This is a genomic window from Tindallia californiensis (assembly GCF_900107405.1).
Taxonomy (GTDB): Bacteria; Bacillota; Clostridia; order Peptostreptococcales; family Tindalliaceae; genus Tindallia; species Tindallia californiensis.
The window spans coordinates 169,462-193,250 of sequence record NZ_FNPV01000003.1; the positions used below are offsets into that span (position 1 = coordinate 169,462).

General features: G+C 42.2%; 21 protein-coding genes. 1 reads left to right on the forward strand and 20 read right to left on the reverse strand.

Going from position 1 to position 23,789, the window contains the following annotated elements:
• Positions 1–66 precede the first annotated feature (66 nt).
• The 13 genes from BLV55_RS04855 to BLV55_RS04920 all read right to left on the reverse strand — a co-directional run bounded on the left by BLV55_RS04855 (position 67) and on the right by BLV55_RS04920 (position 13,900).
• Positions 67–390 (reverse strand): hypothetical protein, encoded by a 324-nt coding sequence (locus BLV55_RS04855; protein ID WP_093311810.1) that lies wholly within the window; start codon positions 388–390, stop codon positions 67–69.
• Positions 391–419: 29 nt separating this feature from the next.
• Entirely contained in the window at positions 420–2,336 is a 1,917-nt protein-coding gene (locus BLV55_RS14560; RefSeq protein WP_176968265.1) for a flagellinolysin, read from the reverse strand.
• A gap of 329 nt (positions 2,337–2,665) precedes the next feature.
• Positions 2,666–4,276, reverse strand: coding sequence for a flagellin N-terminal helical domain-containing protein (locus BLV55_RS14845; protein ID WP_093311812.1), 1,611 nt, complete (start codon positions 4,274–4,276; stop codon positions 2,666–2,668).
• A 354-nt stretch (positions 4,277–4,630) separates the two neighbouring features.
• The gene (csrA, locus tag BLV55_RS04875) at positions 4,631–4,858 is read right to left on the reverse strand and encodes a carbon storage regulator CsrA (protein WP_093311814.1); all 228 of its coding nucleotides are present in this window, start codon (positions 4,856–4,858) and stop codon (positions 4,631–4,633) included.
• Complete coding sequence (gene fliW, locus BLV55_RS04880; RefSeq protein ID WP_093311817.1) at positions 4,858–5,325, reverse strand: flagellar assembly protein FliW; 468 nt, start codon at positions 5,323–5,325, stop codon at positions 4,858–4,860. Before fliW ends, csrA begins: the two co-directional genes overlap by 1 nt.
• 58 nt (positions 5,326–5,383) lie before the next feature.
• On the reverse strand, positions 5,384–7,123 hold the full coding sequence (gene flgL, locus BLV55_RS04885; protein ID WP_093311820.1) for a flagellar hook-associated protein FlgL: 1,740 nt from the start codon (positions 7,121–7,123) through the stop codon (positions 5,384–5,386).
• A gap of 26 nt (positions 7,124–7,149) precedes the next feature.
• Positions 7,150–8,727 (reverse strand): flagellar hook-associated protein FlgK, encoded by a 1,578-nt coding sequence (gene flgK, locus BLV55_RS04890; RefSeq protein WP_093311822.1) that lies wholly within the window; start codon positions 8,725–8,727, stop codon positions 7,150–7,152.
• A gap of 214 nt (positions 8,728–8,941) precedes the next feature.
• A complete protein-coding gene (locus BLV55_RS04895; protein ID WP_093311825.1) occupies positions 8,942–9,436 on the reverse strand; it encodes a flagellar protein FlgN in 495 nt (164 codons plus the stop codon).
• Between the two features lie 38 nt (positions 9,437–9,474).
• Positions 9,475–9,765 carry a flagellar biosynthesis anti-sigma factor FlgM gene (locus tag BLV55_RS04900; RefSeq protein ID WP_093311827.1) on the reverse strand — a complete coding sequence of 97 codons (291 nt, stop codon included), beginning with the start codon at positions 9,763–9,765 and terminating at the stop codon, positions 9,475–9,477.
• An 84-nt stretch (positions 9,766–9,849) separates the two neighbouring features.
• Positions 9,850–10,272 (reverse strand): TIGR03826 family flagellar region protein, encoded by a 423-nt coding sequence (locus BLV55_RS04905; RefSeq protein WP_093311830.1) that lies wholly within the window; start codon positions 10,270–10,272, stop codon positions 9,850–9,852.
• A 40-nt stretch (positions 10,273–10,312) separates the two neighbouring features.
• Positions 10,313–10,978, reverse strand: a complete 666-nt coding sequence (locus BLV55_RS04910; protein WP_093311832.1) for a ComF family protein — start codon at positions 10,976–10,978, stop codon at positions 10,313–10,315.
• Entirely contained in the window at positions 10,975–13,215 is a 2,241-nt protein-coding gene (gene recD2, locus BLV55_RS04915; protein WP_242870036.1) for an SF1B family DNA helicase RecD2, read from the reverse strand. The genes BLV55_RS04910 and recD2 overlap by 4 nt, the downstream gene beginning before the upstream one ends.
• A gap of 7 nt (positions 13,216–13,222) precedes the next feature.
• On the reverse strand, positions 13,223–13,900 hold the full coding sequence (locus BLV55_RS04920; protein WP_242870037.1) for a YczE/YyaS/YitT family protein: 678 nt from the start codon (positions 13,898–13,900) through the stop codon (positions 13,223–13,225).
• A 198-nt stretch (positions 13,901–14,098) separates the two neighbouring features.
• On the opposite strand from BLV55_RS04920, the gene BLV55_RS04925 reads away from it, so the two are divergent.
• The gene (locus tag BLV55_RS04925) at positions 14,099–15,067 is read left to right on the forward strand and encodes an ROK family protein (protein ID WP_176968266.1); all 969 of its coding nucleotides are present in this window, start codon (positions 14,099–14,101) and stop codon (positions 15,065–15,067) included.
• A gap of 69 nt (positions 15,068–15,136) precedes the next feature.
• Here BLV55_RS04925 and BLV55_RS04930 read toward each other — a convergent pair whose 3' ends face one another.
• The 7 genes from BLV55_RS04930 to BLV55_RS04960 form a co-directional block, all read right to left on the reverse strand.
• Positions 15,137–16,453 carry a pyridoxal phosphate-dependent aminotransferase gene (locus BLV55_RS04930; RefSeq protein ID WP_093311837.1) on the reverse strand — a complete coding sequence of 439 codons (1,317 nt, stop codon included), beginning with the start codon at positions 16,451–16,453 and terminating at the stop codon, positions 15,137–15,139.
• Between the two features lie 207 nt (positions 16,454–16,660).
• Positions 16,661–17,422, reverse strand: coding sequence for a LamB/YcsF family protein (locus BLV55_RS04935; RefSeq protein ID WP_330386575.1), 762 nt, complete (start codon positions 17,420–17,422; stop codon positions 16,661–16,663).
• Positions 17,403–18,464 carry a 5-oxoprolinase subunit C family protein gene (locus tag BLV55_RS04940; RefSeq protein ID WP_093311839.1) on the reverse strand — a complete coding sequence of 354 codons (1,062 nt, stop codon included), beginning with the start codon at positions 18,462–18,464 and terminating at the stop codon, positions 17,403–17,405. Before BLV55_RS04940 ends, BLV55_RS04935 begins: the two co-directional genes overlap by 20 nt.
• On the reverse strand, positions 18,457–19,203 hold the full coding sequence (pxpB, locus tag BLV55_RS04945) for a 5-oxoprolinase subunit PxpB (protein ID WP_093311842.1): 747 nt from the start codon (positions 19,201–19,203) through the stop codon (positions 18,457–18,459). The genes BLV55_RS04940 and pxpB overlap by 8 nt, the downstream gene beginning before the upstream one ends.
• 19 nt (positions 19,204–19,222) lie before the next feature.
• Positions 19,223–20,422 carry an NRAMP family divalent metal transporter gene (locus tag BLV55_RS04950; protein WP_093311845.1) on the reverse strand — a complete coding sequence of 400 codons (1,200 nt, stop codon included), beginning with the start codon at positions 20,420–20,422 and terminating at the stop codon, positions 19,223–19,225.
• Positions 20,423–20,594: 172 nt separating this feature from the next.
• Positions 20,595–21,980, reverse strand: a complete 1,386-nt coding sequence (locus BLV55_RS04955) for a sigma-54-dependent transcriptional regulator (RefSeq protein WP_093311848.1) — start codon at positions 21,978–21,980, stop codon at positions 20,595–20,597.
• 3 nt (positions 21,981–21,983) lie between these two features.
• On the reverse strand, positions 21,984–23,777 hold the full coding sequence (locus BLV55_RS04960; RefSeq protein WP_093311850.1) for a sensor histidine kinase: 1,794 nt from the start codon (positions 23,775–23,777) through the stop codon (positions 21,984–21,986).
• Positions 23,778–23,789: the final 12 nt, after the last annotated feature.

Below are 23,789 nucleotides of genomic sequence, written 5' to 3' on the forward strand. Positions count from 1 at the left end.
TCTGAATATTCAAACTTAATAAGTCAAGTGACTGGCACCATCGACTTAGCACCATCGACTTTGGAATCAATCATAGTATGCCATCGATACTTTTTTATCTCTATCTACTGCTGGCTCATACTCATCAGAATTACATATCGGACATCTGGCTTTTGCTTTTATTCTATATTTGCCTCCCCTACATTCACCTGCATATGCCTCTATTCTTTCATGATATGAAATACCTGACTGATCAATGAGTGGCACATTTTTATCCAAATCGTTTTTCGTCAATAGCTTTTCTTTACCACACGTATCACAATGAAGAAGTACAGAATCTTTCCCGCCTCCTTCTCGAACATTAAAAATTTCACCACACTTTTTGCACTTTGCTAAAAACTCCCTACCCATACAGTAACATTCCCTTCTATTTAAAGTTCTTAGCTCAATAGCTGCAATACAGTTCGTGGCCGTTGATTAGCCTGTGAAAGCATTGCCATCGATGCCTGCTTCAATATATTTTGTCTCGCTAATTCCATCATTGTTTTCGCCATATCCACATCTCTTATTCTGCTTTCGGCAGCAAGCAAATTCTCTGAAGCATTATCCAAATTTGCAATGGTATGCTCCAGTCTATTCTGGAAAGCCCCCAACTTACTTCTTTCACCGGAAACTAATTCTATGGCATTGTCTACAATCGAAATAACCTGAGATGCCTTTTGATGGTCTGTTATATCCAACGTATCACCATCCTTTGTTATCCCTAATGCTTCTGCTGTCATATTAGCCAATTCAATTTTCATACTTTGTCCAGCATTAGCACCTATTTGAAAAACAAGTGCCGCTTCCTTTTTCGCGCCATCGTCAGCCTCTTCTTCGTCGGTTTCCATTCCTTCTGGCCAAATAATATTAAACCCTAACAAAGGTTGTTCCAGTTCAGGAGCGTCGACTCCACCTGCTTGAGGTAAAATAGCTTCTTCTGTTAAGTGTTCATCACCTGTAATAGAAGAACCAAAGATGGAACCTGTATCTTCAGCTACAAATCTTCCATCTACAACATTGAAATCTAGCTGTATTCCTGTGTGAGTCTCCAAGGCATCAAAATGATCAACATCTGTCTTAAACGCATCGATCCATCCACTGTGATTGTTAAAACTTATTAATCCTTCTTGATGCAAATGTGTGAGTCCGTCATCAATCGTTCTTGAATCATCATCTGCCAAATACTTCATTAAAACCTTAATACCGTCACTGTCTCCCGCTATACCTGCATTAGGGTTTACCATATGATCATCTTGCCTAATTTGCCAATCTAAATATCTTACCGCTACATAGGCTGCCGAATAATCAAGGGACGTCGAGTTCCAATCGGAGTCATTTCCATTACCGATCGCATCGATTACTGCCTGTAATCCTGTATTTTTTTCAGCTTCACTCATGGGAACAGAAATTGCTCCACTATTGGCATAAATATTATTCATAAGTCTTTCGTCTGCCCCATGAATAAATTCAGCTGTGCCTTCATTAAACCATATGCCTAAGTCTTGAAAGTTCATGGTGGTCATCATAACAGCATGCACCATTTCATGGGCCATCACTCGGCTAACATACTGTGGAGGTGATCCACCGTCTGTATTTTCATCCACTGGCCTAGAGTGAGCCAGGTTAATTTCTAAGGTAAGATTACTCCCTCCTCCGGTAAGACCAGGGGTTCCAACATTATTTGTTCCATCTACTGTAAACTCTGCTCGTACCAGTGCAGCTGCAGGATGATCCGGATCATCAAACATAATCACTTCCATATCAATATTCTGAGATTCTATTCCATATCCTTCTTTTACCAACTTCTCCGCTTCCGCCAACCACCACTTTTTAAGGTTTGATATGATGATTTCTTCTTCCGTAAGATTTGCGGAGGGGCTACTTTCCTCCACTTTCACTTCTCTATTAAGAAGCTGAATGGTGTTAAACTCTGTGGTATTGGCTATTCGATCTATCTCTTCTGTTAGTTGATTGATTTCTTTTTGAATTTCTTCTCGATCCCTTTCAACATAGGTATCGTTAGAAGACTGTACTGAAAGTTCTCTCATCCTTTGAAGAATTGCTTGCGTCTCACTAAGAGCCCCTTCTGCTGTTTGAATCAAAGATATTGCATCCTGAGCATTTCTTGATGCTTGGTTTAATCCTCGAATTTGCGCTCTCATTTTTTCGCTGATCGCAAGCCCCGCTGCATCGTCCGATCCTCGGTTGATTCTCAGGCCAGAAGACAATCTTTCCATGGCTTTTCCAATAGCGTTATCGACAATACCCATCTGTCGATGGGTGTTTATTGCCATTAAATTGTTATTAATCCTCATAGAATCACCTTTTCCTCTGATTATAATAGTACCTCTTTTAGTTTTTTACTAAAATGGACATAAAGGTTAAACTACCTGATCTTTTTCTTTTAACTGAGCAATCTTTTTGGGTGTATAGCTATTGTTATGCAGAAGTATGTTGGATAACAATTGTACCCATTTCACCACTAAAGCATCCGTTAAACCTTGATGGTATCCTGCTATGTAGGTTGTAAAACTATTCTTTTTTTATCCGTCATTGGTTTTTCTTCTCTTTGATTGGCAAAAAGGGCCAGAGGAAAAATCCTCTGACCCCCATTTGCCAATCTTTGCTATTTAAGCTACCAGTTTTATCCCAGTAACTGAAGTACAGATTGAGGAGCTTGGTTGGCTTGAGCAAGCATAGCCGTTGAAGCTTGTTGTAAAATATTTTGTCGAGTAAGCTCCATCATTTCCTGAGCCATATCTACGTCTCTGATTCTGGATTCTGCTGCCTGTAAGTTCTCAGCAGAGTTATCCAAGTTAGAAATAGTATGCTCTAATCGATTTTGGAATGCACCAAGATCAGATCTTTGAGCCGACACTTTTTCAATTGCATCGTTAACAGTTGAAATAGCTTCTTGAGCACTCTCACTGCTAGTTAAGTCTAATGCATCAATGCCAAGAGCTTCCGTTCCCATGTCTTCAATGCTTACACTCATGGTTTGATCTTCGTTAGCACCAATTTGTAATTGAATAGAACGATCTTCTACATCTTCTGGCGTCACTTCTGTCATTTCTCGTTCCATATCTACTGTGATTTCAAAGTCATCTTCCGCGTCCGCGTCAAAGGTTTCAACAGTAAAGGATACACCATGATTATCATACACAAAATCCGCGCCTGTACTACTAAGATCTACATCTTCGTAAGTATCTTCTGAAAGAGCATTGCCATCAGCATCTAATATACTTACGATCATAGTATTTTCACCATCATCATAATCAACCGTCACCTGTGCTGCTTCGGGGAAATCTTGCAATAAAGCACTAGCATCAATGCTTATTTCGTCATTTTCGAAACTCGCTGTGCCATCAGTGAATGTTTGTCCTTCTAAATTAACACCGCCGGTAATATCGTAACCATCATCATCTGGAACTTCTTCAAAATCTAATTCTATTTTTGCATCTGCTGTAGCCGCATTCCAAGCTTCTTCTGTGATAGTAAAAGACACTCCATGGTTATCATAAGTGTACTCACCATCCACAAACTCAGGTGTTATAATATCGTTTGAAGTAAGTTCTACATCACTACCCTGTTCTTGAGCATTAATATTAACAATTAGCTGGCCATCTTCATTCTTGAAGATTTCTACACCTGTATCTGCTTCTTGATCTACATCTTCCCAGTCAAAATTATTATAGCTAGCGTCAAAATTGATTTCACCATCTACTAATTCTAGAGCACCCTCATCAATTGACAAATAAGGAACATCTGAAATTGTGATGTCTTGATCTATAGCTCTTAGTTCTTCAACTGCTCCACTTGCAGAGTATGTCGAAGAAAGAGATCCATCTAAAAGTGTCTGAGTATTAAACTCTGTCGTTTCTGCAATTCGATCAAGTTCTTCTTGTAGCTGGTTAATCTCTTTCTGAAGTTCTTCACGATCGATTTCTACATTGGTATCATTCGCTGACTGTACTGCCAATTCTCGCATTCTTTGAAGAATTGCATGAGATTCGTTCAAAGCACCTTCTGCTGTTTGAATCATTGAAATACCATCTTGAGCGTTTCGAGAAGCTTGATTAAGTCCTCGAATCTGACCTCTCATTTTTTCACTGATGGCCAAACCTGCTGCATCATCGCCAGCTCGGTTAATTCTGAAGCCAGAAGATAATTTTTCCATTGATTTTGCTCCGCCACCCTGTGCAATACCAAGCTGTCTGTGAGTGTTCATAGCCATTAAGTTATTATTAATTCTCATTGTTAATTCCTCCTTGAAATTTAGTTGCCCCGTCTGGCATCCTTGCCATGGGGTGGGTTTTTGCCTTCCCTGTCTTCGGCCGAATAAGATCAGGCTTTGTTAACATTTTTCTTGCTCATTAATATTATCGGAAGGGAAAATAAAAACTTTAGAGAAATTCAGTTAAAAGTTTTAACTTCAGCTAAGAGTTATGAGTTAAAATCAAAAGATAAGTCAAGGGCGTCATTCAAGGTCAAAAGAATGAAAAAGCAGGGTGCAAGGGAATAGGTTAGAGGTTATAGAGGAGAAAACAGAGAAGGATTAAAAACAAGCTCCCAGAAAAATTGGGAGCTTGTTAGGAAGGGTCGTGCTGATTTATTTTTTCGTCATGACTTTTTTCAGATCGGCGGCATTAATCTTAAAGCCGGCGGCTTCTTTGTTTTCTTTCTGTATTTCCAAATATACTTCTTTCCGATGGATTTCCACATGCTTTGGTGCTTTAATGCCTATTTTAACTTTTCCTTCTTCCAAGGAAAGTATTTTTATTTCGATATCGTTTCCTAAAACGATGCTTTCTTCTGGTTTTCTTGTCAGTACCAGCATTATTTCTCCTCCTCTTTAGAGAGGGTTTCATTTCGTTTGAATTCATCCATTACCCGATGACGGGTATGGTACTGGTTTTCGTTTAGTACCACCTGCTGAGCCTTATTGTTTTTCTCGTTGATCACAATAGGGGCTAAGAGGTTAATGGTCATTTCTTCTATTTTTTCCGGAATTTTAACAATGGAAAAAAATTTCAGATCTTCCGGTGCTTCAATTTCCAATTTATCAATCACTGACTGAGGCAATTCGAACTCATAGTCGAAGCGGCATAAAAAGGGATTGACCACCACAAAGGCTAATTCTCCATCATCAATAGATTGAATCCAGTGGAAAGGAACATTTTCTTCCGGATTCTGGATAAAAACGTAGCGTTTCAGGTTTTCAAATCCTGGAATTCCTTCAGGAAAGTGAATGATATTGTCTTCTTCGATCTCTAACATGCCGAAGTTTTTGGTTTCCAGTTGCATGGGATACACTCCTTTGGTTAGGGGATAGGGATTAGGGGTTAGGGGAGAGGGTTCCTACTTATCTCAAAAAGTCCAGCAAGGATGGTTGAATCACTCGGGCGCCTACGTTCAATGAGGCTCTGTAGACGTTTTCTTCGTTCATCAGGTTCATACTGACTTCTGCCATGTCCGCATCTTCTATCTTTGACATCAGCTCCCGGAAATTCAGCACATCGTCTTCAATCCGGTATAAAATCAGTTCTGTCCGATTGGCTCTGGCTCCTGTTGAAGAACGGGCGGTCAGCATCGAATCCATATGAGCGTCAATATCTCCCAACATATTGCTAAGGGCTTCCTGATTGCCATCCAGCATGTTTTTCTCTAAATCATCTAGCAACTGGAAGAGTCCGGCTCGTTGGCCTTCGACAATATACTGATGTTTCCCTTTGCCCGCTACCACCAACTGGTCTTTTTTGAAAGCTTCTCTGTCAGTAGGGTCTACGGGAAGCAAGGAACCGCTAAAGAATTTTTTATTATGCAAGGTATCGGATTTTTTTGGTGCTATGGCTTTCAGCCCGTCTGCATCTCCAACAAAGGCAAAGCCTTGGACTTGAGAACCTCTCTGATCCGATAGTTTATTCAGTGCCTCGGCATAAGATTCCATGTAGTCTTCCTCACTGATGTCATCCGGATCTCCATGAACCGTTAATACAATTTTATCTTTGCTGGCTAATTCTTCCGGAATCACCACTTCCGCTGGATCGGCATCTGGATCACCTTGCACCAGCACTACTTCCGCCCCTCCAAAACTAAAGCTTTGCGGGGTTCCATTGGCAAAATTCGGGGTTGAAAATTGGTCTTCGGCTAAACTCCAAGCCGCTTGGGTTTCAAAGGTGTCTTCAATGACCCCATTCACTGGCACCGCTTTTAAGTAATTAATCTCTTCACTCGTAATGGCCGTACCATCATAGCTGGATTGCCGGTAGTCTGCCACTTCAAACTGATAGTCGATAATTCTTTCGCCTTCTATGGCTTTTATTTCTTTCATGGCTTCCGTTACAGAGTCTTCCAAGGAACCTTGCCAACCAGCTCCTACGGTCCAGTTTCCATCCGCCTCTTTTGTTGGTTCGCTATCGTCACCATCTCGTATGGTAAGCTCCATCTTTCCACTTCCATCGACATAGGGCAACTCGATGGTTGTATCTTCTCCTGCCACTACTTCTGCCCGAACAATCTCGTTGGATTCTGCTTCGAACACTTCAAAGCCAAGGGTGTTCACTTGAATTTTTTCTCTGGTACTGGTTTCAAAATTCCATACGTCATCGTTCATGGCCGGATTTTCATATTTTACTAAATCCATCTGGTAGTAGCCTTGACTATCCAACAAAGGTTGGTTGGTTTTCGTTCCGGAAAAAATATGTTTTCCAGAGTAGGTATAATTTGCCATATCAATCATTTGCTGACGTATTTCTTCAATTTCGGCTTGTATTTTAATGGTTTCGTCCTGAGTTAAGGTTTCACTGGATGCCTGGACCGTCAGTTCCCGAATTCGGTTCATTCCTTCTTGCTGCATATTTCGAATGGCTGTTTCGGTGGTGTCCATAAAAGAGTAGGCATCATTTACATTTCGTTCGTACTGTTCCATAGCACTGATATCACTGCGCAGGCGCATGCTTTTTGCAATACCTCGGGGATCGTCGGAAGGTTTATTGATCCGTTTTCCCGTGGCATACTGTGTCTGTGCCTGATTTAACCGGGTAGCATTGCGGTTCAAATTGTTTAACATGGTTTGTACCATCATATTATTCGTTATTCTCATCAGGTTTCACCTCGGTTATTGATAGTTTATCTACCTACTAATCCTACTCGGTTGATGACCACATCCAACATTTCATCCATGGTGGTAATCATCCGGGCAGAAGCATTATAAGCATGTTGAAATTTCACCATGTTTGCCAGTTCTTCGTCCTGAGATACGCCGGAGTAGCTCATTCGTTGATAATTAATCTGTTGGGTCAATACTTGCTGATTTTCCGCATTTCGCATGGCCTGTTGCTGATCTACTCCTAAATTAGCAACCAAGGTGCGCAGAAAATCTTCCGGTCGACCTTCCGCAAACATACTGTCTTTATTACGAAGTTCCAACATTTCCATCACGACGGAAGCATCGCCGGGTAAAGCGTCCGGCGAGCCTGCTGCCGGTATTTTATTGAGATCCTGCATATCCATAGATACGCCGATGTTTTTTGCATTAATAGCTGTATGCATCACATTACCGTTTTCGTCGTACATTTCGGCGGAGGTTTGGCCGTTAGCCGTAAACATTAGGTAGCCGGCGCCATTGGTATCATCGCCTAATGGATTTCCATCGGAATCTCGGAGAATTTCACCTTTTAACCCATATCCGGTTTTTGCTACTTCGTTTATTTCTTTCGCCAAGGTCTGAGCAAATTCATTGAGTTTGCTGATGTAATAAGGAATTCCTTTTTTCTGGGCTGTGTTCCCGTCCCGAAGTTCTATCAAGGCTTTCAATTCACCTTCTAAACTATCAGGATTTAAGTAACTGCCATCGGCCCATTGTACCCTATTGATTTCCATATCAACGCCCATATCATCAAAAAAATCACTTTTCTCCTTTTCAGAAGCGTCCAGTTGATAAGCCTTTCCATGATATACCAAAGGCTGTCCGGCGATCTGTAAAACCATTTTTTGAGGAGCGTTAGGAGAAGTATCTCTGGGATCCGTCACCATTTTAACATCCACTTTTACCAGTTCTGAAAGTTCATCGATCAGCAAATTTCGACGATCTTTAAGATCGTTAGCGCTGCTGCCATCCACTTCATATCGGAAAATCTGTTCGTTCAGACTGGCAATTTGTTCGGCGTAGAGGTTGATGGTATCAACGGTTGTTTTAATTTCTTCATTGACATCCACCACCATTTTTTCCAATTGATCGTATTGATGAGAAATACTTCCCGCCAAAGCTTCACTCTGATCATATACCAAAGCTCTGTGGGTCAGTTCATCCGCATTCTGTTCTTTACTTAACTCTTGAAGGGAATTAAAGAAATTGTCTACATTAGACAACATCCCTGTTTCGGAAGGTTCATTAAAACTGGCTTCGATAAACGAAAGCCCGTCTCTCCGTGCTTCCCAGTAAGCCATATTATTTACCTCGAACCGATATCGAAAGTCCAGAAATTCATTACGCATTTGTTCAATGCCTGTTGTTTGAACCCCTGTTCCCAACACACCTTTGCCACCACCAATGCGCCATCCGTCCGCATTGGATTGTTCTACTCGTTGACGGGTATAGCCAGGGGTGTTGACATTCGCAATATTGTGACCGGTAGTATCCAGGGCTCTTTGGGATGCAAAGAGGCCGGAGGTAGCTGTATTAAATCCTAAAAATGTTGATCTCATTGTTTTCACCGTCCTATTGTTAAGAGCAATTGTAAAAGCAGTTATAAAAGCAGTTGTAAAAGCAGTTGTAAGGGCAGTGGTAAAGGCAGTGCCTGTTCCCTATAACCTGTAACCTTTTCCCCTATAACCTGTAACCCGCTCTCTTGATTTTCCAACTTTTAACTCTTCACTGCACTTCTAACTGCTGTTCCCACTGCTGTTCCAACTGTTTTTATTAGTATTTCGCATCAAAAATTTGCCTGGTCTGCTTGTTTTTTGCGTCTGCTTTTTCTCCGTAAGGGTTTCCTGTTTCTAGTTGTGTAAGGGCTTCCAGGTTTACCTGAATAAAGTCCAAGCTTTGGTTAATCAAGGTTTCGTTTAACCGGTTTTTTTCGCTGATTTCCTGGATGGTCACTACCAATTGCTGACGAAGAGACTCTATTTCTTCCACTTCATTTTCGGGCAAAAAAGAAAGAAGGGCAGACAGATTTTGAGGCACTTCCGCGAGCTCCTTCTCTTTGGCAAAGTGGCCAAGTAATGATTGGCGTATTTGTTCAAAACGGCTTATTTCCCGGATAAACTGCTGTTCCTTCAGCGTTAGTTTTTCCAGTTCTTTGACTTTGTTTCGAACAACCATTAATGTTTTTTGATCCGCCAGTTCCAGTACTCCCTGATAAATCTGCTGTTCCTGGCGCAAGGCTTCTTTTAATTGTATGATTGCTTTAGACATAGGCACTCTCCTAGTAACTTCCAAACCGATACAAGTAATTAGATCTTGCTACGCATATTCAGATCCGCCAGCATTTTTTCAACCACTTCTTCCGGCGTGGCGCCTTCTCCCCGAGCCATCTTTTCTTTTACTTCCTGCACCCGTTCTTCACGAATTTCCGGCAGTTTCTGATAAGCTTTCACTGCTGTCTGAAAGTCGATGGCTTTTTCCGAAAGATCCATTTTATCTTTAGCCATAGACGTTTTTTCTTTTGTTTCTGTTGCCTTTGTTTTGTTATTTTGATAACTACGCATGGCTTGAATGATCTGTGGATGATTTTGAATTTTCATAAAAAACACCTCTTTCTAGCCGTATTCATCCTTCTAAGAAGAATATCGGCAGAAACAGGTGTTTCTTGAGTGAATTATTCTTTTTTATTTTTTCCGCCGGACATCCACATACATTCTTTGGCTTTTTTTGGTTTTCTCCGGTTTTTTAGGTTCTTCCTTTTGTTTTGGTGTTGCCGCTGATCGAAATTCGTTGGCCATTTCATGAGTGCATTTGTCACAAAACCTTCCAGATTTAATGCCTACTCCGCAACGTTCACAATCTAAAAAGAAATTGTTTTCATCCTTAATTTCCAGTCGGCCTTCCCGGAGAAATTTCAGTATCTTTTTCTCACTTACCTCCGTTTCTTCGGAAACTTCTCCCACACTGGCTCCTGGGTTATCATATAAATATTCTTTTACTCTTTTGTACTCTTCCTCACTATCTTGTCGACATCGCTTACAGAAAGCGTTGCCGTCGTACTGATAGGCACGTCCGCAATTTTTACAGTTTTTCAGATCTAAGGTCATGGGCACTCCTTCTCCTTTCTATTTCTCCCAATCAGTTCTTTTAGGATGGGGTTATATCAGCCAAGGCAAAGGTGATAACTGTGACACCTTCCGCTCCTGCCTCTTTTAAGGAACGGATACAGGCCTGAGCTGTCGCACCGGTTGTATAGACATCATCTACCAACAGAATCTTCTGATTTCTAATTCTATACCTTTCTGTCTCCCGAACCGTAATGCTATTCCACATATTCTGAATCCGCTGAAGGCGGTTCAGCCGGTACATTGGTTCCGTCTCCCGATTTCTTATCATTGCATTGGTTTCACATTCTAATTCTACCATGCGGGCAATATGTCTGGCAAGCCGTTCTGCCTGATTATATCCCCGCTGCCGTTGCCGACGCTGATGCATTGGCACCGGTATGACAAGTGAACTTCCTTTCGGCTCCAGATGTTGAAGCATTAGATTCGCCATTGGTTTTGCCAAATAAAGAGCTTCCTTGTATTTTAACCGATGAACCAAGGACTGGGCTGCTCCGTGATAGTGGGCCAAGGCCTGGACATTGGGCGGATTTTCTTCTTTTCGAAGAAAAGGAAAACTCTTAAAACAGGAAGGGCATAAGGAACCTGTCTCGCCTTTAATAGCTATGTCCGTTTCAAAACAATGGGGACAAGGATGATAGGGTGGATAGACAAGGTCTAAGAGCATTTCCTTGATAGGTTTGATCATAAAGGACTCTCCATGTATTCCATGACTTGTTTTAATCTTTCTTCTAATCCAGAAAATCGTTCCTGGGTTCGATTGTTTTGAATCATCCGGTACAAGACTTGTTTATGACCAATGAGCACCACCAAAGAACGAGCTCTGGTAATAGCTGTGTAGAGAAGGTTTCTGGTCATCAGCACCGGCGGTCCCGGATACATAGGAAGTACTACGGCGGGAAATTCACTTCCCTGAGACTTATGAATCGTGATGGCATACGCTGGTTCCAGTTCATCTACCAAGGCAAAGGGATATACAACCTGTCGATCGTCATCAAAAAGGATGGTCAGCAACTCTTTTTCAACTTGGATGGCGGCAATATGTCCAATGTCTCCATTAAAGACACCTCTTCCTGTTTCTTCCATTCCTAAAGGATCGATCCGACTCCACTCTAGGCTGTAATTATTGCGAATTTGCATGACCTTATCTCCTTCCCGAAAAACCTTGGAGCCAAAGGCTCTTTCCTGTCGGTCTTTTTCCGGTGGATTTAAGACTTGCTGCAAATGCTGGTTCAGATTAATGGTTCCGGTAATCCCTTTCTTGGTTGGTGTTAAGAGTTGAATGTCTTTGATCGGATCAAAATGGTAATGGTCCGGTAGTCGTTTGACCAGTAACTGCCGAATTTTTTCCAAGGCTTTATGAGGGTTTTCCTCTGTCATAAAGAAAAAATCCCGATCCCGATGGTTCAGCGTAGGTACTTCCCCTTCATTGATACGGTGAGCGTTCATAACAATCAGGCTTTCCTGTGCTTGGCGAAAGATTTCTGTTAAACGAATAACGGGAATAATGCCGCTATTAATAATGTCTTTCAGAACAGCCCCTGGTCCAACGGAGGGAAGCTGGTCCACATCGCCCACTAAAATAAGGGTGGTGGAGGTGCCGATGGCTTTTAATAAATGTCGCATCATCAGAATATCAACCATGGACACTTCATCAATGATTAAAAAGTCGGTTTCCAGCGGATTTTCTTCGTCACGGCCAAAGTAATGTTCTCCTGTCTCTTCTGAAAAGCCCATTTCCAATAAGCGATGGATGGTACTGGCTTCTTTTCCACTGGTTTCGGTCATTCGTTTGGCGGCTCTTCCGGTCGGTGCGGCTAACAGGACGTCCAACGCTTCTTCTTCAATTAAACGTATTAAAGAATTGATCAAAGTGGTTTTTCCTGTGCCTGGTCCACCGGTAATCACAAGGCTTCGGTGGTGAAAAGCCGCTTCCACGCCTTCTATCTGCGCTCTGGCTAATTGAATGTTTTGTTCTTTTTGGGATTGTTCCAGCCGTTTTTTCAGGTTTTCCGGTGCTGGCAAGGGAACGGTGCAAGCCAGCTCCAAAAGTTTTTTGCAGGTATCACTTTCTGCCTCAAAGCAGGAAAGCAAGTATACCCGCTGATCTTCCGCACCGCCGGTAAGTTGAATGCGCTGATCATAGGCCAGGGATTGGATGGTTTCCCTGGTGATTCCTTCTTCTACCCTCAGCCCGTCACATACCCGACGAAGCAGTTCTTCTCCCGGAAGATAGGTGTGTCCCTCAAAACTTGCCGCGGCAAGAGTGTGGAGAATGCCAGCTTCTACTCTTTGCGGATCTTCCGGCTCTCGCCCTAGCTTTAGAGCCATTCGGTCTACCGCCTTAAACCCTATCTCCGGCATGCTTCCCAATAATTGGTAAGGATTGGTTTCTACGATGGCTTTGGCTCCACTGCCAAAAGCCTGATGGATCCGAAGGGCAAAACGGGATTCAATGCCTTTTTCCGCTAACCAAAGAATCAATTCCCTCAACTGATTATGGGTCTGAAATGCTTCTGCCATAGGACGCCAGGTTTTTTTTCCTATGCCTTGGACCTCTTGCAGTCTTTCCGGTTCTTGTTGCATGATGGTAAAGATATCGGTTCCAAAGGTTTCCAGCATACGCCTTGCCATAACTTCTCCTACGCCGGGGATTAACCCGGAGGCTAGGTATTCCATCATCCCTTCCTGACTTTCCGGTAATAAGGGATAGTATTCCTCTACTTTTAGCTGTTCTCCATAGCGCTGATGCACTTGTTTTTTTCCCCGAACCCGAATCCGGTCTCCGGCATTGAGTCCGGGAAGAATGCCTACCACTGTCAGAACCTGTTCTTCACACTCTAAAATGCCTACCCGGTATCCGTTTTCATCGTTCTGGTAAATCATTTCTACTAATTTGCCTTCGTACTGTTCGGCTGAACTCAAGATGCCTTCACCTTCTCTCTTTCTCTCTCTTCTTTTTTAGCGCTTTCAGATCTTCATCGATAAATTGATGCCGCAAGTTTGCCACATCAAATCGAAACAGGTGAAAGGCAAACTGAACCATCGGACCGATGGTCAGCACAATCAGCAAAGTCCCCAAACCTACATGACCACCCAGCAGCCAACCGGTCACTAGGGCTATTCCTTCCATACTGCCACGAATAACTCCTACCGGGCGTTTGGTTCTTTTTACCAGCGCTACCATTAATCCATCTCTGGGACCACAGCCCAGACCAACGCTAATATATAGAAAACTTCCTATTCCGATAACAAAGAGGCCCGCCAGCACTTGTATGACTCCCAGCCAAAAGGTGTTTTGTATTGGTATGATTTCATTTATCATATAAAAATCAATAAAAAGGCCAATAAAAAGCATATTGCCCAAGGTTCCCCATCCAATCTTTTCACCAAAGATAACGTCCAGGATCACAATCAACAAGCCCATTCCAATGCTAGCCTGTCCAATGGTAATGCCTAAGGTTTTTGACAAGCCTTGATGGAAAACATCCCAAGGAGCTAGCCCTATATTTCCATGAATGGTCATCACAATCCCGGCTGCAAAAACGGCAAAGCCAATAATCATCCTGATGATTCGATACATCATATGCCTTTGTGTGGGATCTTTCATCCTGATCCTTCCTTTCCTTGTGAAAAAGCGTCCTTATTTTCCTCTTATATCTGGTTATATCTGGTTTAAAGGGGAACGGTCTACTCATTATAACATGTGGTTGTTCTTTATAAAAGAAGCCATCTTAACCATCGGCAAAACCTGTTTTCCTGGTGGTTTTTGTTGTATACTGGAGAAAAGAGGGAAAGGGTGAGGCTTGTGTATTATATCGGAATAGATCTTGGGGGAAGTTCTGTCAAAGCCGGTATTGTAACAGAGCAGGGCACGGTGGTTCTGAAAGATAAAAAGCCAACCAGGTCGAAGGAAGGGTCCGATACGATCATAAGAGATATCGCAACTTTGGTCGAGGAATTATTAGTGGCATCGGAGCTGGATGGTCAAGAGGTAGGTGGCATTGGGGTAGGTATACCAGGAGCTGCCAGCAAGGAAGGTTTTGTTTACTTTGCCACTAATATTTTTTGGACCGATATCCCCTTGGGAGAAACCTTGGGAAAAATGACAGGAAAACCTGTATTTGTTGCCAACGATGCCACCATGGCGGCGGTGGCGGAATACCGGCTGGGCGTTACTCAACAGGCTGCTAACTCTGTTTTTCTGACCCTCGGAACCGGTCTAGGCGGTGGCATTATTATTAATCATCAGGTATATAGTGGACATCATGGAATTGGTACAGAAGTTGGCCATATGACCGTAGGTCATAACTGGGATTATGACTGTACCTGTGGTAATAACGGTTGTTGGGAGACTTTCGCTTCCGGTACAGCGATGAAAAACCATGCTAAAAAGCTGCTTTCACAAAAAACGCCCAGTGTTTTAAAAGAAAAAACAAAGGATGATCCGGATCATATCAGTATATGGCATTTATTTGAAGGGGCAAAAGAAGGGGATGAGGTTTGCTTACAAGTAGTTCAACGAATGACTCGTTATTTAGCCGTTGGCATTGCCAATCTTATTAATCTATTTGATCCTGAAATCATTGCTCTGGGAGGCGGTATCTCTGCCGCATCAGATTTTTTTCTTGATGAGTTGAAGCTTCAGGTCAGCGAACGGATTTATGTAAAAAAGATGAACCTTACCCGTATTGAAGTTTCTCAGCTGGGCAATGATGCCGGCATCATTGGTGCTGCCATGTATGCCAGAGATGAGGAAAGAAGAAACAATCTTTAAGTTGTCTTTAAGTTGTCTTTTATCTAAAAAAACCCGCCGTTGGCGGGTTTTTTATGTTTATTCTTGTTCTTATCGCTGTGCTTCAAATTGTTTGAGAAGTTTTACAAAAAGCTCTGGTACTTTTTTCATGTTTTCCGGTGATTCAACAAAAGAAATTCTGAACTGGGTGCTTCCCGGATTTGGTTGTCCTTCTTCAATATCATAGAACCCTTTCATTGGTGCTACCAACAAAGTGGTATCGATACCGTCTATTTCTGCAGACCCTTTACCGGCGCAATATAATACGAAATCTCCCGCATCAAATCCTGGTTTTACCACGTTTCTTACATCAATAACGGAATAAATAGAAGCATCCGGACTGGAAACAATCAAGCCTGGCTCATTTTCTTTCAGGCCTTTGTTTACCATTAGAATTTGCTCTTTATAATAATCTCTCATTTCTTTGCACCAGCCAAGAATAGACTCTTTGCTTTCTTTCGCTAAGGCGGCAAAGATATATTGACCAATGGCATTGGCGCAAAGATTCGCTGTATATTCAGCAACGGAACGGGTGTGGAATTCTTTGTTATCCGTAATAAGGGCGCCTATCCGAAGGCCACAGGCATTCCAAACTTTTGAAGCGGTTTCGATGCTGATGCGTCGTCCTTCAATCCCAGGAACTTCTTTATCTGTAAGGCCCCAGATGCTGACCAGTTTATTGTTCTCATCGTAATATAGTTCACGATAAGCTTCATCGCTAATCATCCACATATTATATTTTACGCAAAGTTTTGCCAGATCTACTAATGTATCATGCTTGTAGAGTTGTCCTGTAGGATTATCGTAAGGAATCACCAGCATACCGCCCGGTTTGTTGGTTTTAATAACCTCTTCAATTTTGTCCAGTTCCGGCAAGGTAAAGGTACCATCGTCTCCTAACTGACGCTTTACGGTGATGGTTTTTCGTCCAACCCGTTGTGAAAAGGAAATATAGTTGGTATAGGCCGGATCGATCATCATCAGTGGTTTTTCACCGGTAGCTGCCGCACCACAAATTCCCAGAATCGCCAGCTCCATAGCGGCTGATCCTCCGTCCGTTACCTGTACAAACAAATTGTCTGTATCGAAACCTTCACATGTAAGAATGTTCTTAAAGGCATCTCGACACTCCTCCGTACCGGCGGTTCCTGTGTAACGGATAACCCCTTTTGAAAAAGGACTTTCTGGAGCGTCCAAACCAAATAAACGTTGCTTCATCGCCGGATTAGTAGGTAATGAAACGTTCCCAATCCCCACATTAATAACGGCTTCCGGTTTGACTTCCCGCTCATCGTACTTCATCTGAGCTAGTCGTACATCAGAAGGTTCTCTGGATTCAAAATGCGCTGACAAAACAGGTTTGTTCATCAATATTCTCCTCCCCACTTTGTAATAGTCCTTACGGACAATTTTTTCATGATTGTTACCTGCAATCATCTTAACATATTCCCGAATCCTTTTCATTCTTTTTATCAGCTATTTTGAACCTTGTGTAATAATCGAAATTATCTGATTAATCAAACATTCTATAGGCAGATTTTTCCAGATTTGTTTTTTGTAGCTCTTTTCTTCATCTCAGATTCCCTGAATCAAAATCTGTTCTTCTAAAAGTGCTTTTTTTATTTTTTTAACAAATTCCAAGGCCTGAGGGCTATCTCCATGAACACAGATACTGTCTGCCTGAATGGTAATATCTTCACCCGTAATCGCTTCCACTTTTCTTTCTTTTACCATGCGAAGTACCCGTTTTATTGCCAGGTCTGCATCTTTAATCATTGCGCCCGTATGACTTCTGGCTACCAAAGATCCGTCCGGCTGGTAGGCTCGATCGGCAAAAACTTCATGAACTACTTTCAGTCCTACGGTTTCACCAGCCTTTACTAGCTGACTGTTTGCCAGACCTACTAAAACCAGTGATGGATCAACGGCTTTTACTCCTTCAGCAATAGCAAGGGCTAAGCCTTCATCTTTTGCTGCTGTATTGTATAAGGCTCCATGAGCTTTCACATGGCTTAACGTCACATTCAAAGATTTAGCAATGGCTGCAAGGGCGCCTACCTGATAGAGGATATAGGCTTTTGCTTCTTCATGACTTATTTTCATTTCCCGACGTCCAAATCCCATTAAATCCGGATAACCAGGATGTGCTCCAATGCTAACGCCTTTTTGTGCAGCGATTTTTACTGTTTTTAACATCACCAGCGGGTCACCGGCATGCCATCCACAGGCGATGTTTGCTGAAGTCACATGGTGAAGCACTTCTTCGTCCATGCCCATTTTCCATGCTCCGAAGCTTTCACCTATGTCACTGTTCAAATCAACCTTCATTTTTTCCATCGGCGTCTCCCCCTTCCTGAATCTCTTCAATCACCAACGCATATTGTTTTTTTCCTTTTCGATAGCGAAATAATTCTCTCCGATAAGGACTTTTATTCTTTAATATTTCCCGATATGCTTCGAACTCGTCTTCTTGTTTTTTTAGTAATGCTTGAGCTTCTTCCACCGTTACCTTTTGAAACCTTATCTGATCACCAGGTTTTGCCTGAGCCATTTTAGGAAGATCCACCGTAATTACATTGGCAATTTTTGTATAGCCCCCAGTGGTTTGCCGGTCTGCCATCATCACAATCGGCATTCCATGACCCGGTACCTGAATAGCCCCCATTGCAATCCCATCTGAGATAATATCGCCACCGTTTTTATGGACAATTTCTGAACCACTGAGCCGATATCCCATTCGATCACATTCATTGGTGACAGCGTAGCGTGAGCTGTAAAATATTTTTATACCTTCTTCTGTAAATTCATCTTCCTGGGGCCCTGCCACTACTCGAATGTTTATTTCCTGCGGGTAATCCACCACTGCCTGCGGAAGACTGCGTTCTATCAATGCTTCTCTTTTGATTTCAGGTTTTCCAGTCTCCAGTGTATCACCAGCTTTTAAGCTTCGCCCTTCATACCCTCCCATTTTTCCTCTTGTATAGGTTGACTTGCTATTCATTACTAATGGAACTTGAATGCCTCCAGCGATGGCTAAATAGCTTCGGCAACCTTGTTGAATTCCTTTGAAGGTCAGTGTTTCTCCCGATCGTACCAAAATCGCATGGTATAACGGGATTTTTTCTCCTTCCAGGGAAGCGGCTAAATCAGCCCCTGTTAAAGCGATCACCATGTCTTCCTGAAATTCAAGTTCCGGTCCTAACATGGTTATTTCCAGTACCGCTTCCTGTTCCTTGTTGCCTACCAGCAGGTTTGCTAATCGATAAGCGTAGTCATCCATCACTCCAGATACAGGAACTCCATATTGCTGATAGCCGTGTCTTCCACCATCCTGAACAGTTGTCAATAATCCTGGCTTCCTGACAAGAATATTACCCATGGATTTCACCTCCCTGCCTGGATATTACATTGCACCGATAGCTCCGGTTTTCGATCTGAGGTTTTATTTTTTGATAATCGGCTTCTGTGATAGACTCGAACCGGACATAATTGCCAGCTTTTAATAAAAATGGTTTTTCTGATTCCGGATCATACAGAGGTACTGGTGTCCATCCGATGAGTTGCCACCCACCCGGGCTGTCGATGGAGTAAATACCCGTCTGCTTTCCTGCAATTCCAACGGAACCGCCTCTTATTTTTGTGCGTGGCGTTTCCAATCTTGGCGTAGCTATCCGTTCATCCATTCCACCAAGATAAGGAAATCCTGGGGTGAATCCCAGCATATAGATCAAACAATCTCGGGAAGTATGAATCTGTATGACTTCTTCTTCGGTTAAACCACTATGAGCGGTGACCGTCGCCATATCAGGGCCATACTCACCTCCGTAAAGGGTCGGAATCACCATCACATCCGGTGCTGGAAGCTCAATCTCCTGAAGTGTTTCTTCCAGCTCCACCAATTGTTTTTTCAATGCCTGAAAAGAAACAGTCAGTGGATGATAATGAATCATTAAAGATCGGTAGGTGGGAACCACTTCGACCACACCTTTTATTTTTCTTTGATCAAGAGCAATGGTCATGGCTCGTATCTTCTCATTAATCCTGGTGTTTATTTCATTTCCGAACTCCATTACCAAAGCCCTATCTCCTGCCGCCATATAACGTGTATTCTCATCCATCGTATCAACCCCTCTTTCTCTAGAACAAGTTTGCGATGTTCTGTAATGACATAAAACCACTGTACGCTGTCAACACAACGGTTATCACTCCTAATACAATTAGCCAGGTCGGATGCTGATAATCCCCGATAATGTCTTTCCTTCTGGAAGCTAACAACATACTGCCCAAGGTGACTGGCAAAATCAATCCATTTAACGATCCAGCTAATACTAGTAAAGTTGCCGGACTTCCTACAAAGCTCATGACAAAGGTTGAAAAAGCGATAAATCCAATGATGAATTTTTGTTCATGCCTGTCAATTGTGCGGCTAAGCGTCTTAAGAAATGAAACAGAGGTATAGGCTGCACCGATTACAGATGTTATGCCGGCTGACAGCAGAACAATTCCAAAAAATCGATACCCAATAGTTCCAGCTCCATGAAGAAAAGCAGATGCTGCTGGATTTTCCGGATCAAGGGCCAGGCCTCGATGAACCACCCCTAGTACCGCCAGAAAGAACAGTACCCGCATGACAGAAGCAACGCCTATACCCGTTACAGCACTGCGGGTAATGTGGCCTAAATTCTCTTCTCCCGATATCTTCGCATCAATGAGGCGATGAGCACCGGCAAAAGTAATGTAACCGCCAACCGTCCCTCCTAGCAGCGTAATAATAGGAAAGACTAACAACATCGGGTTTTCTGGTGCAATGCTTCGGATAGCCGCTTCTCCTACCGGCGGGCCGCTGGTTGCTGCCACATAGGCTACCAAAATAATCATTAGAATCCCCAGGGTTTTGGTTACTTTATCTACAATGGGTTTTGCATCTTTGCTTATAAAAATAGTAATGCCTATAATGCCAGCGATTAAACCACCATACTGTGTATCAAGACCGGTTAAGACGTTGATTCCCAAGGCGGCTCCTCCAATATTCCCAATATTAAAGGCAAGTCCGCCAAGTGCTACCAGAAAAGCAACAAAATAGCCTAAGCCAGGCAATACCTTATTGGCAATATCTTGTCCACGAAGACCAGACACGCCGATAATTCGCCAGATATTTACCTGTACCACCAAATTAAGAATAATTGATACGAGAATAACAAAAGCAAAGTTGGTACCGTATTGCTCTGTAAAAGTTGCCGATTGTGTAAGAAAGCCGGGGCCGATGGCAGAAGTTGCCATGATAAAGGCAGCTCCTAAGAGTGCTGCTGCGTTTTGTTTTTTGGGATCAATGTTCATTTTTTTCCTCCTTTAATATGATTGATAGGAATAAGAGACATTCAATATGAATGCAAGTATTATGCCAGTTTCATTTTTGGCTAGGTTTCAAATATTTTAACTATTTTGGAGGCTTTGTTTTTTTCTTTTTTGAGCGATATTGCACAAAAAAAGAGCGCTTTCGCACTCTTGGTCATTTCTTTCGTTTTTCTGTACGGCGCTTTAAGGCAAATCGGCTAATCCCCAACAATTCTGCCGCCTGGGTATGATTATGATGGCATTTTTCCAATGCATGATTCAGATAACAGGCTTCTATTTCCTTCAGGTGCTCTTCTAAAGAAAATCCCTCCGGTATTTCCGTTTCTTCCATCATCCAATGCTTCTTTTCCTTTGGCGTCTTCTTATTGTTTTCCCCTATATCCGATGGTAAGGCTTTTTCATCAATGGTTTTACCCGTATGCAAAATCACCATTCGTTCCACCACATTTTTGAGTTCCCGGATATTGCCTTTCCATGGATAATCCAGCAAGCATTTTTCTGCTTCTTTGGTGAAACCTTCTATTTGCTTATGAAATTTTTGGTTATATAGCGTCAAAAAATGGCGTGCAATCAATAAAATGTCTTCTCCACGTTCTCTCAACGGCGGTAAGCAAACAGGCACTACATTCAACCGATAATATAAGTCTTCCCGAAACTCTTTTTCTTCTATGGCTTTTTCTAAGTCTTTATTGGTAGCTGCAATAATACGCACATCTACCTGAATATCTTCTAATCCACCGACTCGTTTCATTTTTTTATCTTCCAGCACTCGCAAAAATTTTGTTTGTGTATCCGGCTTCAACTCTCCTATTTCATCTAAAAAAACACTTCCACCATCGGCAATTTCTATCAGTCCTTTTTTCAATGCATTAGCGCCTGTAAATGCATTTTTCTCATGACCAAACAGTTCGCTCTCTATAAGATTTTGAGAAAGAGCGGCACAATTAATGCTGACAAGAGGGGCATTTTTTCGGGAACTGGCGTGATGAATGGCGGAAGCTACCAGTTCTTTTCCTGTTCCTGTTTCTCCACGAATCAGAACGGTGACATCATCGTTTTTTGACAGCACTTCTATTTTATGAAAAACATCACTCATCGAAGGATGTTGACCAATAATTGGTTGACGTATCAGAGCATCGGATTCCTTTTCCAAGAGAAACAATTTCTGCTTCATTCTTAGGGTTTCTTCGATTCGTTTAAGTATTACTTGAATTTCGTCCAGATCAAAGGGTTTATGAATATAGTCAAAGGCCCCTTGTTTGATCGCCGATACGGCTGTTCTAATATCGCCATAGGCTGTCATAATGATAATCTGTATGCTTTCATCAATTGCTTTGATTGACTGAATGAGTTGTAGTCCATTGGCATCCGGCAACCGTATATCCAGCATCACCGCTTGTGGACCTTTGCTTTCGATGGCTTCCATTCCTGTTTTGCCATCTGAAGCTGCATAAACATTATGCCCCATATCTTTCAGTCCTTCTACCAAAGACATTCGAAGCGTTTCTTCGTCATCAATAATCAATATTTCCAATGCCATATTTTAGCCTCCTTCTCCAGAAGCCTCCGGAAATAAAATCCGAAAGCAGCTACCTTCACCCTCTTTACTATTCACTTCAATTTTTCCGTTGTTTTCCTTCACTAATTCATGTACCACAGAGAGACCTAAACCGGTTCCTTGAGGATCTGTTGTGTAAAAGGGAAGAAAAATCTTTTCTATTTCATCTGCTTTCATTCCTTTGCCATTGTCCTTAAACTCAATCACTACCTGTGAAGGATTGTCAGCACCGATTCCTTTCTTTTTTTGATCTGAAAAAATATTTATTGTTAACGTCCCTTCTCTTTTCATAGCATTGATAGCATTGATCATCAGATTTAGAAAGATTTGTTCTAATTGGTGGCTGTCCGCTAAAATGCATAGCATTGAATCGGTTAGGTTCATCTCTACATGAACCTTTTTTTCTTCAATGGATTTTCGTTGCAATTCAAGGGTTCTATAAAGCACCTTGGATACGTCCACTATCTCATATGTCGGTTTTCTAGGGCGAGCAAAATTTAACAGTTCGGTGATCAGACTGTCAATGCGGTCAATTTCATACAAGGTGCTTTGAAAAAGTCGGTGGCTGGTTTCGTTTTCTGTCGATTGGCTTCTCCGCTGCAGCACTTGAAGGCTGGTTTTCATTCCCGCCAATGGATTACGAATTTCATGAGCCATCCCTGCCGCTAACTGCCCGATGGAACTAAGGCGATCTAAAAGTTCCATATTGTTTTCAATTCGTTTTCGTTCTGTAATGTCTCTAAAGCTACAAATAACGCCTATGACTTCTTCCTTTTCATTTTTTAGCTGAGACGTCATGCTGTCCAGGTATCGTTTTTCAGCTAACCCTTCCTTTTCCAAAGTGTGCAATCTGTTCAAGCATTTTCCGCGGCTTAGAGTGGTGTTAATCTGATGGCGTATTTCTTTTACATTTATCAAGTCATCCTCAGGGTCCTTCGGAAAGGTGTTTAAGATTTCTTTTGCCGCCGGATTAGCGGAAAGTACCTTTCCATCCGCATCTGTTGTAATGATTCCCGTCGTAATGCTCCTTAAAATATCTTCATTAAATCTGGTCATATCCAACAATTTCGTAGTACTCAGGCGCAATCGTTCCATCATTTCATTAAACGCTTCTGCCAGTTGTCCAATTTCATCCTTCCGGCTAAAAGAAATTTTTTCGCTCATATGATCTCGCCCTATGCGACTAAAGGCGTCCACTAACTGCCGAACAGGGTTTGAAATATGGTACGCAACCAAAATTGCTGCCTGCATGGATACTACCAACGAAACGATGGCCAGTAAAATAATATATTTCTGGCTTTCTAAGACGGTTTCCGAAAATAACTGGCGATTCATTCCATAGCCTAATGTCCAGTTCCAAGGTGGGTATTTGCGGTATACCAACACGCTGTTCCCTACTTTCATACTTCCGCCAGCATCCGACTTTTCTTCTTGCGCAAAGGTTGAAATCCATTCTTCTTCTGTGATAAAAAGACTTGCTAATAATCGGTCCTCTGCCATAATGAACCCATTTTCGGAGCCATTCAGGTAATAAAAGGCAATCGCTTTGCCTTTAGCTTCCTCCAGTGCTAACTCTCCTGTTTCTACCTTGGCATTTAATTCATTAAGGTACACAGAAAAACTCTGTAGGTGTTTTTGAAGGTGATCTGTTTCGTTTCGAAGCAACATTTGATACCCCGTCCAGTAAGAAACACTTCCTAAGGTAACAATCGCTAGAATAAAGAGGATCATAAAAGGGATTAGTATTTTGTTTTCAATATCAAAACGAAACCATTTCAACCTGACCCGCTC